The sequence below is a fragment of the uncultured Methylophaga sp. genome, assembly GCF_947259025.1.
GTDB lineage: Bacteria > Pseudomonadota > Gammaproteobacteria > Nitrosococcales > Methylophagaceae > Methylophaga.
In genome coordinates, this window is record NZ_CAMYKO010000004.1 from 170,020 (window position 1) to 186,609 (window position 16,590).

Consider the following 16,590-nt stretch of genomic DNA (forward strand, 5'->3'; position numbering starts at 1 on the left):
GATGAAACGTAATATCAAATCATGGCTGGTCTGGCTGGCCGGGCTCACCTTGCTGGCTCAGGTTGCCTCAGCGGCGCTGCCGCTGAACTGGTTTTCAGAACAGGGTGAAATGCCAACGCTGGCGCCGATGCTGGATCGCAGTAAACCGGCAGTGGTCAACATTGCCACCCGCAGCCAAGTCCGCAGGCAGGACAACCCGCTTCTCAACGATCCGTTTTTCCGTCACTTTTTTGATCTGCCCGAGCAGCCCCGGGTCAGGCCCCAGCAAAGTCTGGGTTCTGGCGTCATTATCGATGCCCGGGAAGGGCTGGTGATCACCAATAATCACGTCATTCGCGGTGCGGATGAAATCAGTGTGTCGCTCAATGACGGCCGAAACTTTCAGGCTGAGATCGTCGGCAGTGATCCGGCCACCGATGTCGCCTTGATTAAAATCCCTGCTGAAAATCTGTCTGCTCTGCCACTGGCTGATTCGGAATCACTGCGGGTGGGTGATTTTGTGGTCGCTATCGGCAACCCCTTTGGCTTAGGTCAGACCGTGACTTCGGGCATTGTCAGCGCCCTGGGTCGCAGCGGACTGGGTATTGAAGGGTATGAGAACTTCATTCAGACCGATGCCTCCATCAACCCCGGCAACTCAGGGGGTGCGCTGGTGAACCTGCGCGGTGAACTGGTCGGCGTCAATACCGCGATTTTCTCCCCCGGTCGCAACCCGGGTAATGTCGGTATCGGCTTTGCTATCCCCAGCAATCTCGTCAAACAAATCAGTGACCAACTGCTCGAATTTGGTGAGGTGCGCCGGGCCTATCTGGGCGTACAAATGCAGGACATCACCCCGGAACTGGCCAACGCCTTTGGTATCAATGTTCAGGAAGGTGCGGTAGTCACCCATGTGGTGCCCAACTCGGCGGCTGATGAGGCCGGCATCAAAGTCGGTGATGTCATTACTTCTGTTGATGGTGCCCGCCTCGCCAATGCTGATAGTCTGCGTAATACCATCGGTCTGATGGTGGTCGGTCAGGAGGTTGAGCTGGATATTATCCGTAACGGCAAAAAGCAAACCCTCAACGCCCAGGTCAAACAGACCCGTCAGACTTCACCTAATGGCGCGGTGCATCCCAAGCTGTCCGGTGCTACTTTTGGTGATATCGAAGAGGACTCGCCTTACTTTGGCAAGGTCGAGGGCGTGATGCTGTATTCAGTCAAACGCGGCAGTCCGGCCTGGAATGCAGGCCTGCGCAGTGAAGATGTGATTACCTCCGTCAACCGCCAGCCGGTCGATAGCTTGGAAAGCTTCAAACCACTGGTGTATAACGCCGATCAGCTACTGCTTAATATCGTTCGTGGTCGTCGTGCCATGTTCTTGCTGCTGAAATAAGATTTTAAGTGAACACACCCGCTCCGGCGGGTGTTTTTATTACAAGCCGCGCTCCAGATCCAGCCTCTGACTGTAAACAAACACCCCGTTGGAAAACAGCAGCCACTCGATCGTGATTTCATCCTCGTTGTGAATCACGACATCAGACAACACCTCGACATAACGGCTGCCACCGCGATTTCCACCCCAGCTTCGTCGCTCCCTTTCTTCGGCATTGGCACCCTGCTCACTGATTCTGAGTGAAGTCATACTGCCTTTATTCATCAGAAATACCCGGTCACCATCACTGATATAGCTGCTGTCGTATTCCTTATTCATCGAGATCAGCAACAAAGCCGTGTTGGAGTCGTGCAGCTCTGCCTCGACCTCAGCATAGCGCTGAATCGGTTCCGGTTGATCGCGGGAGCCTTCGCAGATCAACTCGGTCAGTTGACCGTCCCATTCTCCCTGCAGGTTCTCAAGCACTCTCAGTCCCGGTTCATCGCCGCCCACAGCAATTTTTTGCTCCCGGTCATCAAAGTAGCTTTCTCCCAGGCGCAGGTAAGCCGGTGAAGGCTCAAAACAATAAAAGGCCTGCACCGAAAAAGGCATCAGTAGAATCAGAAACATTAATGCTCGGCTTGTAGTCACAGTCCACCTCCGCTAAACGATTACTGCTATGACAGCTGGCGAGGGCCAATTGTTTGCCAGCTTGTTGCCACTGAGTGGTTGAGCTTATAAGCTGGTCGCACATGCCATCAAACCCAGCCCGGTCGCAATGATGCAGGGGCAAAAAAAGGAACGGGGAGCACATGTCGAATTACTCTGATACGGTCTCTGACATTTACCAACAGGTCATTCAGCGCAGCCCGGGAGAGCCGGAATTCCATCAGGCACTCTACGAGGTGCTGGAAACCCTGGCACCAGCCCTGGAAAAACATCCGGAATATGCTCAGCACAAAGTCATTGAAAGGCTATGTGAGCCGGAGCGGCAAATTATTTTCCGCGTGCCCTGGGAAGATGATAATGGTGAAGTGCAGATCAATCGCGGGTTTCGCATCGGTTTCAATAGCGCTTTAGGCCCTTATAAAGGCGGACTGCGTTTTCATCCCAGCGTCACGCTGGGCACGATGAAATTTCTGTCGTTTGAACAAACTTTTAAAAATGCCCTCACCGGCCTGCCAATCGGCAGCGGTAAAGGCGGTTCTGACTTTGATCCCAAAGGTAAGTCGGAAAATGAAATCATGCGTTTCTGCCAGAGCTTTATGACCGGACTTTACCGTCATCTGGGAGAAAACACCGATGTGCCCGCCGGAGATATCGGCGTCGGTACCCGCGAAATCGGTTATTTATTCGGCCAGTACAAACGTATCACCCAGCGTTATGAATCCGGCGTGATTACCGGTAAAAGCCCGCAATGGGGCGGTACCTGGATCCGGCTCAAGGCAACCGGTTATGGTGCGGTGTTTTTCTGTGAAGAAATGCTGCGCGCCGTGCATAACGAAGAAATGAAAGACAAGGTTGCCGTGGTATCAGGCTCGGGTAATGTCGCCACCTATGCCATGGAAAAATTACGGGTCATCGGCGCCAAAGTGATTGCCTGCTCGGATTCAAGCGGCGTCATTATCGACCGCAAAGGCATTGACGTGGATACCGTCATTCATATCAAAGAAGTGGAGCGGGCCCGTCTGAAAACCTATCTCGATTTCCACCATGATGCCGAGTACATCGATAACGGCAATATCTGGGACATCCCCTGTGATATCGCTATGCCCTGCGCCACTCAGAACGAACTGGAAGAAGAAGACGCCCAAAAGCTGGTAGCCAATGGCTGTATAGCCGTCTGCGAGGGTGCCAATATGCCCAGCACCCCGGAAGCTATCAAGGTTTTCCAGGCCAATGGCGTGGCGTTTGGTCCGGGTAAAGCGGCTAACGCTGGCGGTGTTGCCTCATCGGCGCTGGAAATGCAGCACAATGCCACCCATGGCAGTGGCTTTGAGTACAGTGAAGAACGCCTGCATGAAATCATGAACCATATTCACCGTAACTGCTGTGAAACCGCAGAAGAGTTCGGCCAGCCACATGACTACGTGTTGGGTGCCAATATTGCCGGTTTCCGCCGGGTGGCAAATGCGATGATTGCTTTTGGGATTATCTAGTCGGTCTGAGTACTTGCTTTCACATCCCACAAAAAAGGCCCCGAAGTTCGGGGCCTTTTTTGATCATCAGAAGTGGTAGTAAGCGTTAGCGGTCACATTCCGACGCTCACCAAAGCCACAGTCACGTCCGGCGCCCCGACACCATGAAACATACTCTTCATCGGTCAGGTTCTTGGCATCCAGAACAAAGTCCCAGTTTTTATAGCTATAGCCGATCATCGCATCATAGAGGGTTTCAGATAGGACTTTCGGACCTGCGCCATCTCCATAATCTGAGCCCACATTGTCACCAATATAGCGAATACCGGCACCGACACGCCAGTTAGTACCCAGATAAAGCTTATTCCACCAGGATGCGACTTTTTCAGACACATAAGGTAAGCGCTCACCAGTCTCACCGTTATCAGCATGCATATCGGTATAGCTCAACTGCGTTTCAAACTGGTTCCAGCGTTTGTTGACCTGCATTTCCCAGCCATCAATCGTGGCACCGGTCTGCTCGACACCGTCAGGTATATCGCCGGCCTGAACACGATTGGTCTGCAGAATGTCGAAATAAGCTGCCGTAATCGCCAGGCTTTTATCATCAGACAGATATTTGAAACCATATTCACGTTGCTTACCTGTTGTCGGCTTCAGCGTGTTGTCTTGGCTGGTCCCCAGGTTCATGGTGAAGGCTTCTGAGTAACTGGCATAAGGTGACAGGCCATTTTCGAAGCGGTACATGACACCAATACGTCCAGTGGTTTCATTTTCATCACTGCTTACATTGTCCCCCACCTCTGCAAGTAAGGTATTCTTCGCCCAATCACGACGCAAAGCGGCGGAGATCACAACAGGGCCAATCTGCATATGATCCGCGATGTAAAAACCTACCTGTCTGATTTGGTTATCATCGGGGTTGGTCGGGTTGAGAACACTCGGATCAAAATTGCCATAAACCGGGTTATAGAGATTCAGAGAAGTGCCGACAGCAGAAGCCCGATTTTCGGTTTCCCAAACAGCATCCTGCCGGTCAACACCGATAGCAATATTGTGACTGGTGACGCCTAACTCAAACTCCCCCTGCAGGCGTGCATCCAGATTGAATATGCGGGTTTGCCGATCAGCCATGGTGATCAGCCGGCTCATATCGCCATTGGGCTGTGGATTAACAGCAGCATAAGCGGTTGTGTAATGTTCCCTGGTACGGGTACTGGACTCTGTGTAACGTGCGGTGGTTGAGAATGACCAGTTATTGCTGAAGCTGTGATCAAACATCAAAGTTACTTCAGTCTTCTCACGGTCGTATTTATCCCAGCCAGGCTCACCAACAAAGGTTTCAGAACCAACGTAACCCAGAGGCCCACGATCAAGCGTGCCTGACTGCGGTAAGAATTGTGCAGAAACCTGGCCGGTGTTCATCTGCCGGTTGAACAGCACGGTGAAGCTGGTATCGTCTGTCGGCTGCCAGGTCAGAGAAGGTGCAATAAAAAAGCCGTCATCATCAACATGATCAACCTGAGTCTGACTATCACGCTCAAGGCCGACCACCCGATAGAGCAGCTTTCCATCCTCAGTGGCAGGCCCGGTCACATCAAAAGCCAGTTGCTTGCGGTGAAACGAACCATACTGCGCCCAGATTTCGCCCTGCTTTTCAGCTTTTGGTAGTTTGGAAACTGAATTAACGATGCCACCAAGATCACCTTGTCCATACAACACCGAAGAAGGGCCTTTAAGCACTTCTACGCTCTCAAGTGCATAAACATTCGTACGAACGGAATTATAAGATCCGTAGACTTGGCGCAGACCATCCACATATTGGGTAGGGTCAATACCACGAATCTTGGCTGAGTCACCGCGAGTATCAAGGCCAAAGGCACCGGCATAGACACCGGAGCTATATAGCAATGCATCCTGAATGGTCTTAGCGCCGGTATCTTTAATAAAGTCTTTGTCAATGATTTCGATCGAGTATGGCGTGTCCTGCACCGGGACATTCAGCTTGCCGACATCCGGTGTCTTTTCCAGTTCAATGTAACCGTTACGGTCAACTTCGCCAGACGTGACTTCAACTTTAGGCAGTGCAACGGACTGCTTTTCTTGATCTGCTTCAGCCATGACATTAATGCTGGCCATCATAAGAACAGGCAGAATGGCCACGCGAAATGCCGGGGCACCCACCCTGCGTCGATGATTGCTAAAACTCATAGAATACCTTGGAACGTTATATAAATAGCAATTATTTGCGTTCGCAATACTATGTAAGAATGTAACAATTGTCAACGACAGACTTTTTTATGTGTTCAGGCTGGGGCTTAAACATGAAGGTAACTAACGGAGCTTGATACGTTATCAATGAAACAGTGATTCTCCATCAATGATCATAACTGCCAGACCAGCAGCTCATAGGTCTGTATGCTCCCCCCCCCCTCATTTAACGGCTTGATATTGAAATAATTCTGACGTAATTTAAGAGTTAAATGCACAGTAACCTCTTGATGCTAGGGAATAGCCAAGAACTATAAATATGAAAAATAGCATTTAATGGCGAGGAAGCCATAGAGGTCACGGAGACAATTTGATGACTAGCAGATCCGAGCGCGCACTCGTATACATGGGGAATGGCAACGTCCCCGACGATCTGTGGGATGAATTCCAGTCAAATGACTGGTATGTGCAAAAGGCACAGACCGTTGAGGATGTTAAGCAGTCCGTTATTGATCACGATCCCAAGGTCGGGCTGGTAGAACTATCCTGTCAACAATCAGAGTCGTGTCTTCAGGCAATAGAAGATATGCTCAGACAGCATGCCAGAATCGAGTGGATAGCGCTGGTACAGACAGAGTCATCTTTGCCTCCCAGGCTAAGACAAATCATTGCTGATTCCTTTATAGATTTTCATACCTTACCGGTTGATACCAGTCATCTGCTGGCCAACATTGGCCATGCTTATGGTATGGCGCGAATGAAATGGGACAATGTCCAGTTTCCAGATGAAGTCGAGACACTGGAAAAGGAGATGGTCGGCAGCAGTCAGCAGATCCGTAACCTGTTTTCCAAAATCCGCAAGGTCGCCGGTGTCTCTGCCCCCGTATTGGTCACTGGTGAAAGTGGTACCGGCAAGGAACTCACTGCCCATGCTATTCATGAACGCTCAAAGTGTGCTGACGGCCCCTTTGTCACGGTGAATTGCGGTGCGATACCGACCTCTCTGGTGCAGTCAGAATTGTTTGGTTACGAAAAAGGCGCCTTTACCGGTGCCAACCAACGCAAGATCGGTCACTTTGAAGCGGCCGATGGTGGGACTATTTTCCTGGATGAAGTCGGCGATCTGCCGCTGGACCAACAAATCAACCTGCTGCGTTTCCTGCAGGAAGGCACGATTCAGCGTGTCGGCGGCAGTCAGCAGATTCCGGTCAATGCCCGTGTCATTGCGGCCACGCATGTGGATCTGGAAAAAGCCGTCAAATCAGGCAAGCTGCGTGAGGATCTTTTCTACCGCCTGAACGTATTGCAAATACACACTCCGCCGCTACGGGATCGGGTCGGTGATATTGAACTGCTGGCCAATTATTTCTTCCAGAAGTTCTCACATGAGAAAAGTAATAACGTCAAAGGCTTCTCCCAGTCCTGTCTTTCTGTGATGCGTGACTATCACTGGGAAGGCAATGTAAGGGAACTGGTCAACCGCATTCGTCATGCCATGGTCATGTGTGAAAACCGCATGATTTCTGCCGAGGATCTGGGCATTGACCAATCCTCTCCCCGCTATCACTTTATGACACTTAAAGAAGCCAAGAACCGGGCCGAACAGGAAGCGATTCTCAACACCCTGGCCCGCCACAATCACAACGTCACTGCTGCTGCCAAAACTTTGGGTGTTTCCAGAGTCACCCTCTATCGCCTGATAGAAAAGCACGGTATCTCGGTTAATCTCTGATTCATCTCCTGACACGCTTTCCAACTGTCCCCACTCGGTCTTTGCTCCGTCCTCCGTAACCAGTGTGAATATTGTGTGACTGTAAACAAATTTTTACACCTCCCCGATCTCATCCCTAAGCTCCCGTCATTCAAAGAATTTCCTGTTGGTTCCCTGAATCACCTGTAACAAAAAGTTTACATACCGGCGTATGTCGCCTTTCCTCAAAAAATAAGTTATCTCTATATTTATCAATGCCTTACAAGTTGTGGCACAGTCCATGAATTGTTTTCTTTCACCAAGAGAACAAAGCAGAGTCGCTTTCCATGAAAAACAGCCTGACTACATTTGCTATCACTGCGCTACTACTGGCCGCTCCGGTCAGTGTGTGGGCTGATGATGCTGATGCATGGCTGCTCCCGGCGACCCTGGAAGTGTCATCGCAACCCTCTCCCAAACTGATCCACGACACAGATTTATCCACCATGCGAGGCCAGGGCTTCAAAATGCCCGAGTTCGATATTGGGGTGATTCTCTGGGATGAGGTTGATAGCGGTGCCAAACCCAAAACCCATCACTCCAGTGGTGATGGCGCTTTCACTGTCACGGTTGAATAAAATGAAATCAAGTAACAATAAAATTTATTCACTGATTGATGCGGCCGTCATTATTATTTTGCTGGCGATGGCCTCGTCAGTTCAGGCTGATCCCGGCGATATCATTATTCTGCGCGACGTCCCACCACAACGCTGGGATGTGAATCGTCATACCGGCCAGCCCACTATCATCAATCCATCCCCGGTCAAAGAAACGACAGCCCTCGGCAATACATTGCAGGACATGGGCGTTGATGAACTGACCGATCAACAATTTTCCGGTATCACATCCAACGCCGTATCAGGCTCCTCGACGGTTAACAGTAACTTTGCCAACACCGTGACTAACCAATTGGGCAGTCACGGCAGTGGTAATGGTGTTTCCAGTCAGATGAGCACACTCAACAGTATCACCTCAGGTCTTGGTGGCAGTATTTCCGGCAGTGTCGGCGGTGCCACCAAAAACCTCGGTAGCGATATCCGTGGTGCGTTATCGGACACTTTTCCAGGTAGATAACTATGAAGCTCTTACCTTTCAGTCTGCTGTTTGCTTCATTGTTGCCATCATTGCCGGCGGCGATCGCTGACGATGCATTGACCGGACTGCCTTATGCCATCAACAGCAGCATGATCGACGGTCATGCGCTTAGTGGCAGCAGAGGACGGAACGTCGTCAATATGGCGGCGGGTGATGCCAATGCCCAGCAAAATGCGGCGGCCATTGCACTGAGTCCTAATGGCAATGCCAGCATTGGACTCTTCACACAGCAGAACCTACATCAGAATTCCAGCACAAGCCCGGGCATGTCCATCTCCGGTATTGGTGGTAACGCCTTTACCAACACGATGGGCGCGCTCTCGATTAACCAGACCAGTGGCACGGGCAATGCCCAGGTCAATGGGATGGCAATCGGGATTGGGCTGGATGTCGACGTCATGTCGGAAAACATGCTTTCCAACATGTCGACCGGGGCTGGACTGGCAGCCCGCGAGCCAGACGATGGAACCCGGAGTGCCACTATCGCTGATAGTGCCTTCACCGGTTCACGTGGGCTGGTGCAAGTTAACCAGTCAGCCGGGTCGGGCAATAGCACGGCCAACAACTTTGTTCTCCAGATTGAACTGGGAACGAAATAATTGTGATTAAAAGGAGAAAGTCATGAAATTATCAACCAAGTACACACCCATTGCTGTCGCGTTGGCTGCGTTAGCTGCTGGCCCAGCAATGGCCGGTCAACCAGGTCACAGCGGCACACTCGATGTTGGCATTCTGGTCGACGCCAAAGTCAATGCCAGAGCTGATCTGGGACTGAGCGTATCGAAATACAAAAACGATACTGAAGTCACAGTCGAAAAAACCTCTGACACCGATCGTTACATTGATGTGAAAGGTGATATCGACGTTGACGGAACCATTCCTGTTGGTAGTAGCTCTGCGGCTTTAACTAGTCAGAATCAGAACAACTACAAAAACGGAAACGTTTACGATCCTGAAGATCCCGAGAATGCAGCTCTTGTTGCGAGCGACACACCTAACGATGGCGACTTTCTTGTCGACAATAAAGCTGAGTCCGTTGAAAACGGTCTGCAAGGAGCCAGCGGTAATATCGGCCTGAATATCTCAGCAGGGCAAAACAACGCACAGGACAACAGTGCTGCCTTATCAAAAGTGGATGCCGAGTTTGTGTTTGCTGCTGCAGACTCTATCTCCAACCAGAACGCTGAACGTAATCAATACGTTTACAAAGGTAATCAGTTTGATGCCACTCTGGGCGGAAACACACTACGTGATGCCAGCGGTAATATCGCTGTAAACATTGCAGCCGGTAACAGTAACCTGCAAGCCAACTCCCTGGCTGCCTCTGTTAACACCAGTGGCACTATGGCTGAAGCGACCGTTTCCAGCCAGCAAACACAGGATCATAACTTCACTTCACAACAAGGTATGCTGGAAAAAGTATACGACACAGTGAATGTGACTATGGTCGGTGGCATGGTTGGTGGCTATCAAGGTACCTCTGACCAGATTGGCGATCTGTATGCTGACTCCTGGACTGGTGATACTCATCCAGATGGCACACAAACCGGTCATATTGACTTCGACAGTGAAGCCCAGGGCGCTGTAGATCTCAATGATGACGGTGGTGCATTTGCATTCAATGAAGAAGGCACAATTGGTCTGCTCGGCGTATTCAGTGGCCAAGTGGTAACCGCACGCTGGATTGACCGTCCACATCAAAACAATGCCACTCTGAGTGGTAATGCACTGCGCGGCGCCAGCGGTAATATCGGTGTCAACATCACTGCTGGTACTAACAACCTGCAAGGTAACCACCTGTCAATCGCAGCAGCGACTGGTGGCCCAGCAGGCGGTGGTGGTGGTGGCGAACAATAAAATCAAACCTTCATTGGTTTGATGCCACAACCAAAGAGAATCTCCGGCTCCTTCGGGAGCCGGAGTTTTCCTCCCACAAGGTTAGTATTATGAAATTCACCAAAACCACACTGCTGCTTCTCACCACATCCAGCCTCTGGCTGTCGATGTCAATAAGCAGTGCGGCCAATATGCAATTTGGTGGTGTCGTCCCCGGCACCATGATTACTAAGAACATCATCAGTATGCGCGAGCGGCACTTTATCGATATGGTGCCTCAGCAGACTGATTTCAGTTGCGGGGCAGCGGCCCTGGCGACCATTCTCAACTATGCCTATGGCTATGATTTTACAGAAGCCGATGTCATCGCCGGCATGCTCAAGGTCAGCAACCCGGAACTGGTACAAACCAAGGGGTTTTCACTGCTGGATATTAAACATTATGTGGAAACCCTGGGATTGCGAGGCAGGGGTTATACCGTGAACCCGGAAATCCTTGACCGCATCAAAATCCCCACCATTGTTTTGCTTGATATACGTGGCTACAAACATTTCGTCGTCCTCAAAAAGGCGACGCCCGAAAAGGTATATATCGCTGATCCGGCTCTGGGCAACAGAGTCATGGACAGGCAAGACTTCGTAGATGGCTGGAACAAAGTCACTTTTGCCGTTATCGGCAATGGCTTTGATCGTGAAACCATTCTGTTACGTCCCAAACAACCGCTGACAGCCAGAAATACGGTAGACACCTGGAGACCGCTAACAGATGCCGAGTTGGTTGAGTACGGATTCTATCGTTCCGAACTGTTCTGAAGTTGGCCTGACCATTGATTGTCATTCAGGGAAGGATCAAGCAAAGATAGGGAGAAAGGACAAAATGAAAACTAAAACAGTCACGCGCGGCAGGGAAAACCGCTCGTCAACAGACAAAGGAGGTCGCGCTGTCAGCAAGCTGTTGAAGCCCCGCATTGTAGCGGCTTCAGCCTTGTTATTCTGTCTTTCCCCGGTTCATTATGCACACGCTGAATTGCCTGAAATGAGCGTTTTTGCCAATGCTCAGGAGTTATCAGACGATGTGCTGGGTGAGACGCGGGGTAAATTTGTTTCTGCCGGAGAAATCATGACCTTCGGCGTAAAAATGGTAACGGAATGGGTCACCTCAACAGGTGAAGTCATTAATGCCAGCGGGACGCTGGCTGTGAACATGGGGACGGGGCAACCCACTGTCCGTTTTGAACCGCTGATCAGCGTCCATCAGGGTCAGCCAGTCAACCAAGTCGCTTCATCGGGCAATAATATCGTCAATAGCGGGCAGGGCCTGGAAAACGTGTCCGGTGTCGTACAGACCATACAGGTTGCCGGTAATACCAACGGCATTGGTAACACCATTGGTGTGTCTGTCAGACGCTATCAACAGGACAACAATACGCCTGCTGGAAATACTGCTTCCAACCTGAATGTGACAACACCGTCCGGTAACACAGCTGGCGTGGCTTTAGCCAATAATGGCTTATCGGTGAACGTCAATGTGCTCAACCAGGGTCAGGCACAGCAGGCAATTCGCAGCGTTTCCCAGGGTAATGGGCAGGTGCTGCAATCCGTTCGTCTGGGCGGTGATCTGAACCAGATCCGCAACATGATCAATCTGGATATTCAAACCCGTAACCGTGCGGTGTCATCAACTGCCAATACGCAAAATCTGGTGTCGTCATTACGGCAGTTGTCGCAGAGCACACCTTTTTAGGGAACTCAACATATAAAGGATTAAAAGGCTGATGAATGTGATTGAGTCTTCACAAAAATTTGACATCAATAAACCCGTGTTTAATACTCCAATTAAACGGGGTTGTCTCATTAGCCGAGGACTTGAAATGCATTCAATATCATTTCGTTACACTACCCTGAGCTTCTGTATCGGTCTGGCCCTGGCCACACCGGTACAGGCTGCTTCAGACCCGGAAGTCGAAGCGCTGCAACAACAAGTTAAGGAAATGCAGCAACGCTATGAGCAGCAAAATGCGGTGCTCAAGGCGATGGCGGTCAAGATACAAAAACTTGAGCAGGAATCGCAGCCCCGTAATGTCAAAGTCGGCGGCGCCCAGCCTCAACCCAACACCTCTGCTGAGCAGGGAGAACCGGGCGGCACAACACCAGCCAATACCCAACAGGCCCAGAACGGCGAAGAAGTAGTTAAAGAAGCCCCCGCCTCACGTAGTGCGGAAGCGGTCTATCGTGAGCAGCACGCCCTCTTTGACCGCAAGTTCACCATTGAACCCGGCATTACCTATTCACATTCAGACCGTCGCGATCTGTTCCTCAATGGTTTTTTGGCACTGGATGCTATATTCCTGGGTAATATCAGTCTGGATCGAGTCAAAGCCGATACCTGGACCTTTGATTTAACCGGTCGCTACAGCTACAGCGATCGGCTGCAATTTGATGTCAATGTCCCCTACCTCTACCGTGACTCATCGTTCAATACCTCTGGTGCTGGATTTGCCACCGATCAGCTTGCCGAAGGCGATGTGTCTAATGGTGATTTTGGTGATGTCAGCTTTGGTGCCTTCTATCGACTGTTTCAAGAACAGGGCGCCCGACCTGACACCGTGCTGAGCCTGCGGGTCAAGACACCAACAGGTAAGGACCCCTATGGCATCAAATTTGTAGAAGTGGCAGACAGTGGTGGTAATCTCACCCTGCCGACCGAGTTGCCGACCGGTAATGGTGTCTGGTCAGTGACGCCGGGCATCAGCGTGATAAAAACCACCGACCCCGCGATTCTGTTCGCCAACTTCTCTTATACCTATAACTTTGAAGAGTCATTTAGTGATATCAGCACTGATGTCGATACCCGCACCAGCGCTGATGTCGACCTGGGTGATAGCTTTGCATTCGGCGCCGGTTTTGCTTTTGCCCTCAACGAAAGGTTGAGTGCCAGTATGTCGTACTCTCATCGCATCACACGTGAGACCACTATCAAACAAAGTGGCCAGTCTGAGCAAAGCATTAACGGCAGCGATGCCAGTGCTGGCCTGCTCAACTTCGGTATCAGTTACAGCCTGGGTGATAACCTGACTATGACCGGTAATGTGGGCATTGGTATTACCCCGGATGCCCCGGATGTCACGGTCGGCTTCCGTTTCCCGTATAACTTCTGATAAGCCTCAGTAGCAATAATGTCTTAGAACCGGCTTCCTGCCGGTTCTTTTTTATCTGCCTTATAGAAGCTTTTGCGCTGTGATGCTGTCACATTTGTAGAGTGATTTGTTAGCCATCATATTGTTGATGGGCCTGATTGTTCAGAACAACAGGAGGACACCATGAGTGTACAAAGTCATCTTCATTATCAAGTGCCGGCTCAGTTTTCGATTCAGCATGCCGCCTTTCTGCGACCGTTCGTCTGGCTGGCAAAAGGGGGACAGGATCTGCTCCACCACCCCAAAGCCAGTCTGGTCCATGGCCTCATTGTCACCGGTCTGTTTTTACTGACTTTGCTTATCACCAGCAGTCACGCCTACGTGCTGGCCGCCGTCATCTCCGGCTTTATGCTGGTGGGGCCGATTATGGCTGCCGGGCTTTGTGAAATATCACGCCGGGCACAGTTTCATGATCATGTCAGTTTCGATGATTCGCTGGAGGGACTGAGCCGAAACCAGACTTCCTTGCTGCGTTTCGCCGGTATTCTACTGGGGCTTAGCATCGTCTGGTTTGTGATATCCGGCCTCGTGTTAATGGCCACAGTCGGCAATGTGGTGCCCGCCTTCGATCAGTCACTCTGGGGTGACTTTTTCAGTTATGTCAGTCCAATGCAACTGGCTCTCTATCTGGCTGTAGGCGGATTGCTGGCCAGTATTGTGTTTATTCTGTCGGTGGTGTCAGTGCCTGCGATTATCGACAGTGAAATCAGTGCTACTGATGCGATGTTCACCAGTATCAAAGTCGTGGCTCAGAATGTGCCAACCATGCTGGTCTGGGCTGCTTTACTTGCCCTGCTTACCGGCGTTGGCATCGGCAGTTTTCTGTTAGCAATGGTGGTGATTTATCCCCTGCTGGGACATGCCAGCTGGCATGCTTATCGGGATCTGGTGGAGAATCAGGCTTAGTCTGGGATTCTGTCAAAGTACTGGGGCTGGATTATTCGCCACGTCCATGTGGCTCACCCGTTAACGGGTTGCTTCGCAATTCAAAATCATTCCCGATGATGTTGTGCCACGGCCTTCGGCCTCGCAATGACAACAAAACACACTCACACTGTAAGTGCAAAAAATAACGTCACTGCGAGAAGCGATAGCGACGAAGCAGTCCAGTCCGGAGTTCTATCAAAGTACTGGGCCGGGATTATTCACCACCTCCATGTGGCTCACCCGTTAACGGGTTACTTCGCAATTCAAAATCATTCCCGATGATTTTGTGCCGCGGCCTCCGGCCTCGCAATGACAACAAAATACTCGCACTGAAAGTACAAACAACACCGTCACTGCGAGGAGCGATAGCGACGCGGCAGTCCAGTCCAGTGCGTTACCAGCAAACCCAGGCTGAACTTTCATGATCTGCGCTCGCAATGACAACGCAAAGCAATGACCAAAAGTTCACCACGCTACCCCTCACGCGAATTATAAATATGCCCACCCGACAAAAAATAATCTGATAAAACCGCCACGGCATCATCACGCTGCACTTCAGTGACCACCTCAATCCCCCGTGCTTCCAGTTCCCCGGCCCAGCTGGGGTGATGAGGGCCCTCATCAAAACCAATATGGCGGGCATCGACGTCTGATGCGCCGCATACAAGCTGCCTGACACCCGACCAGGGAATCGCACCGAAACACATGGCACAGGGCTGGCAGGATGTCACCAGGGACAAAGCCGGCAAATTCTCCTGACCCAAGTCATAGTGACCCCGAATCCGCTGGGCCAGACTCAATGCCACAATCTCGGCATGCAGTATCGACATCTTCCCTGTCGGCACCAGGTTGACGCCCAGGGCAATCAACCGACCGCTTTCAATTTCAAACACGCCTGCTGCAAACGGGCCACCGGTCTTTTTTTTCACATTGCGCTTTGATGCCTCGATCACAAAACGCATCTGCGCCTCTAAAGATGTGGTTGCAATGTAGTCTTGCTCGTATTCCGCTACCCAACCGGGCAATTCAAATGTAACCTGCATTGTCACGCTGCCTCCGGCATTTTTTCTGTGGTCTTTTTCTGAGTCTTAAATCACAAAATTATCAGTATTTACATACTTTTACATTACTTAACCCAAACTTTCGCGGCATCGGTTTAAGGTCATAACTGTGAAAGCTTGTTTAAGCGAGGTAAAAGCTATGCGACTTATCAAAAATAGCAGAATCCTGATCATCGGTCTGTGTTCCGGCCTGATGCTGGCATTATCAGCCAACCCGGCCAAAGCCGGTGATCTGAGCATCGGCATAGGCTTTAATCTGGGCCATCCCGGTTATTACCAGCGTTATTATCCCGATAGTTATGTCATTCATTATCGTGACTATGATCGGCACCGTCATCATTACGGCAAAAAATATCATCATAAGAAACACTGGAAGCATTACTACAAGCACCATCGCTATAACCGTCACCATGGTCATCACAGAAGCTATGGCAAACACCGCTATCACAGCAAGCGAGACTGGGGTTATGCCCGCCATGATAGACGCTACAAACGTCATGACCGACATGATGGTCGCCGCCATTACCGGCACTGAAGCTTCTGAGCTCCCTGTCCTGCTTATCGGGACAGGGAGTCATTTTATTGCGGCAGTCTATTCACCCGATTTCAGCGGTTCAACCAGCTCAGCGCCTCAGCAAAGTCATCGAAATAGCGTGCCTCACCGGAAATGAACCAGCTACCTATCTTCGCTGCCCATTGCTGCCAGTACTTATCGCCCACAATCGCGATCTTGTTAAAGTCCGAACCATGTTTGAGCCCCAGCTTGAAGTCATCCCAGGCAGCACGCAGCTCCCACCCTTCAAACTCGGTAGCATCAAGCAGCACATTGGCTTTTGGGTGATCCACCTCATTCAGCGCTGCATCCAACATGGGTGTGATACGGGCATAGTCTTCATGGGTCAGCTTGCCCTGCACCCGCATGCTGATGAAAAAGTCATCTCCAACACGATCTATACCGACGGATAAACCATGACGTTGTATATCCATACGACCTCCTGCCTGCATGTCTGCTGACTAGA

Annotated in this window: 16 protein-coding genes; 12 read left to right on the top strand and 4 right to left on the bottom strand. The window is 50.8% G+C overall.

Annotation, left to right across the window (positions count from 1 at the left end):
- Position 1 precedes the first annotated feature (1 nt).
- The gene (locus Q0X64_RS03980) at positions 2-1,378 is read left to right on the top strand and encodes a DegQ family serine endoprotease (protein ID WP_297809253.1); all 1,377 of its coding nucleotides are present in this window, start codon (positions 2-4) and stop codon (positions 1,376-1,378) included.
- Between the two features lie 39 nt (positions 1,379-1,417).
- Here the strand turns inward: Q0X64_RS03980 and Q0X64_RS03985 are convergent, their stop codons facing one another.
- Positions 1,418-1,987, bottom strand: a complete 570-nt coding sequence (locus Q0X64_RS03985) for a hypothetical protein (protein WP_297809254.1) — start codon at positions 1,985-1,987, stop codon at positions 1,418-1,420.
- A gap of 182 nt (positions 1,988-2,169) precedes the next feature.
- Between Q0X64_RS03985 and gdhA the strand changes: the two genes are divergently transcribed.
- Positions 2,170-3,516 (top strand): NADP-specific glutamate dehydrogenase, encoded by a 1,347-nt coding sequence (gene gdhA / locus Q0X64_RS03990; protein WP_297809255.1) that lies wholly within the window; start codon positions 2,170-2,172, stop codon positions 3,514-3,516.
- A gap of 66 nt (positions 3,517-3,582) precedes the next feature.
- Here the strand turns inward: gdhA and Q0X64_RS03995 are convergent, their stop codons facing one another.
- Positions 3,583-5,706 carry a TonB-dependent siderophore receptor gene (locus tag Q0X64_RS03995; RefSeq protein ID WP_297809256.1) on the bottom strand — a complete coding sequence of 708 codons (2,124 nt, stop codon included), beginning with the start codon at positions 5,704-5,706 and terminating at the stop codon, positions 3,583-3,585.
- Positions 5,707-6,079: 373 nt separating this feature from the next.
- Here Q0X64_RS03995 and Q0X64_RS04000 point away from each other — a divergent pair, with 373 nt between their 5' ends.
- From Q0X64_RS04000 to Q0X64_RS04040, 9 genes are all read left to right on the top strand, one after another.
- Positions 6,080-7,438 carry a sigma-54 dependent transcriptional regulator gene (locus Q0X64_RS04000; protein ID WP_297809257.1) on the top strand — a complete coding sequence of 453 codons (1,359 nt, stop codon included), beginning with the start codon at positions 6,080-6,082 and terminating at the stop codon, positions 7,436-7,438.
- 305 nt (positions 7,439-7,743) lie between these two features.
- Positions 7,744-8,034 carry a hypothetical protein gene (locus Q0X64_RS04005; protein ID WP_297809258.1) on the top strand — a complete coding sequence of 97 codons (291 nt, stop codon included), beginning with the start codon at positions 7,744-7,746 and terminating at the stop codon, positions 8,032-8,034.
- Position 8,035: 1 nt separating this feature from the next.
- Complete coding sequence (locus Q0X64_RS04010) at positions 8,036-8,530, top strand: hypothetical protein (RefSeq protein WP_297809259.1); 495 nt, start codon at positions 8,036-8,038, stop codon at positions 8,528-8,530.
- A gap of 2 nt (positions 8,531-8,532) precedes the next feature.
- A complete protein-coding gene (locus Q0X64_RS04015; RefSeq protein ID WP_297809260.1) occupies positions 8,533-9,150 on the top strand; it encodes a hypothetical protein in 618 nt (205 codons plus the stop codon).
- 22 nt (positions 9,151-9,172) lie between these two features.
- Positions 9,173-10,408, top strand: coding sequence for a hypothetical protein (locus Q0X64_RS04020; RefSeq protein WP_297809261.1), 1,236 nt, complete (start codon positions 9,173-9,175; stop codon positions 10,406-10,408).
- 89 nt (positions 10,409-10,497) lie between these two features.
- A complete protein-coding gene (locus Q0X64_RS04025) occupies positions 10,498-11,199 on the top strand; it encodes a C39 family peptidase (RefSeq protein WP_297809262.1) in 702 nt (233 codons plus the stop codon).
- A gap of 64 nt (positions 11,200-11,263) precedes the next feature.
- Positions 11,264-12,130: a hypothetical protein gene (locus tag Q0X64_RS04030; protein ID WP_297809263.1), complete on the top strand. Its 867-nt coding sequence runs from the start codon at positions 11,264-11,266 to the stop codon at positions 12,128-12,130.
- A 127-nt stretch (positions 12,131-12,257) separates the two neighbouring features.
- The gene (locus Q0X64_RS04035) at positions 12,258-13,544 is read left to right on the top strand and encodes a transporter (protein ID WP_297809264.1); all 1,287 of its coding nucleotides are present in this window, start codon (positions 12,258-12,260) and stop codon (positions 13,542-13,544) included.
- Between the two features lie 162 nt (positions 13,545-13,706).
- The gene (locus tag Q0X64_RS04040) at positions 13,707-14,489 is read left to right on the top strand and encodes a DUF2189 domain-containing protein (RefSeq protein WP_297809265.1); all 783 of its coding nucleotides are present in this window, start codon (positions 13,707-13,709) and stop codon (positions 14,487-14,489) included.
- Between the two features lie 494 nt (positions 14,490-14,983).
- Here Q0X64_RS04040 and Q0X64_RS04045 read toward each other — a convergent pair whose 3' ends face one another.
- Positions 14,984-15,553 carry a nucleoside deaminase gene (locus tag Q0X64_RS04045; protein WP_297809266.1) on the bottom strand — a complete coding sequence of 190 codons (570 nt, stop codon included), beginning with the start codon at positions 15,551-15,553 and terminating at the stop codon, positions 14,984-14,986.
- A gap of 157 nt (positions 15,554-15,710) precedes the next feature.
- On the opposite strand from Q0X64_RS04045, the gene Q0X64_RS04050 reads away from it, so the two are divergent.
- Complete coding sequence (locus Q0X64_RS04050; RefSeq protein WP_297809267.1) at positions 15,711-16,106, top strand: hypothetical protein; 396 nt, start codon at positions 15,711-15,713, stop codon at positions 16,104-16,106.
- A gap of 71 nt (positions 16,107-16,177) precedes the next feature.
- On the opposite strand, the gene Q0X64_RS04055 is transcribed toward Q0X64_RS04050, so the two are convergent.
- Positions 16,178-16,558 (bottom strand): STAS/SEC14 domain-containing protein, encoded by a 381-nt coding sequence (locus tag Q0X64_RS04055; protein ID WP_297809268.1) that lies wholly within the window; start codon positions 16,556-16,558, stop codon positions 16,178-16,180.
- Positions 16,559-16,590: the final 32 nt, after the last annotated feature.

Coding starts and splice junctions, on each gene's coding strand:
- Q0X64_RS04030 (WP_297809263.1), top strand. CDS start 11,264: ATGAAAACTAAAACAGTCACGCGCGGCAGGGAAAACCGCTCGTCAACA.
- Q0X64_RS04010 (WP_297809259.1), top strand. CDS start 8,036: ATGAAATCAAGTAACAATAAAATTTATTCACTGATTGATGCGGCCGTC.
- gdhA (WP_297809255.1), top strand. CDS start 2,170: ATGTCGAATTACTCTGATACGGTCTCTGACATTTACCAACAGGTCATT.
- Q0X64_RS04035 (WP_297809264.1), top strand. CDS start 12,258: ATGCATTCAATATCATTTCGTTACACTACCCTGAGCTTCTGTATCGGT.
- Q0X64_RS04015 (WP_297809260.1), top strand. CDS start 8,533: ATGAAGCTCTTACCTTTCAGTCTGCTGTTTGCTTCATTGTTGCCATCA.
- Q0X64_RS04000 (WP_297809257.1), top strand. CDS start 6,080: ATGACTAGCAGATCCGAGCGCGCACTCGTATACATGGGGAATGGCAAC.
- Q0X64_RS03985 (WP_297809254.1), bottom strand. CDS start 1,987: ATGTTTCTGATTCTACTGATGCCTTTTTCGGTGCAGGCCTTTTATTGT.
- Q0X64_RS04005 (WP_297809258.1), top strand. CDS start 7,744: ATGAAAAACAGCCTGACTACATTTGCTATCACTGCGCTACTACTGGCC.
- Q0X64_RS04040 (WP_297809265.1), top strand. CDS start 13,707: ATGAGTGTACAAAGTCATCTTCATTATCAAGTGCCGGCTCAGTTTTCG.
- Q0X64_RS04050 (WP_297809267.1), top strand. CDS start 15,711: ATGCGACTTATCAAAAATAGCAGAATCCTGATCATCGGTCTGTGTTCC.
- Q0X64_RS04045 (WP_297809266.1), bottom strand. CDS start 15,553: ATGCAGGTTACATTTGAATTGCCCGGTTGGGTAGCGGAATACGAGCAA.
- Q0X64_RS03980 (WP_297809253.1), top strand. CDS start 2: ATGAAACGTAATATCAAATCATGGCTGGTCTGGCTGGCCGGGCTCACC.
- Q0X64_RS04020 (WP_297809261.1), top strand. CDS start 9,173: ATGAAATTATCAACCAAGTACACACCCATTGCTGTCGCGTTGGCTGCG.
- Q0X64_RS04055 (WP_297809268.1), bottom strand. CDS start 16,558: ATGGATATACAACGTCATGGTTTATCCGTCGGTATAGATCGTGTTGGA.
- Q0X64_RS04025 (WP_297809262.1), top strand. CDS start 10,498: ATGAAATTCACCAAAACCACACTGCTGCTTCTCACCACATCCAGCCTC.
- Q0X64_RS03995 (WP_297809256.1), bottom strand. CDS start 5,706: ATGAGTTTTAGCAATCATCGACGCAGGGTGGGTGCCCCGGCATTTCGC.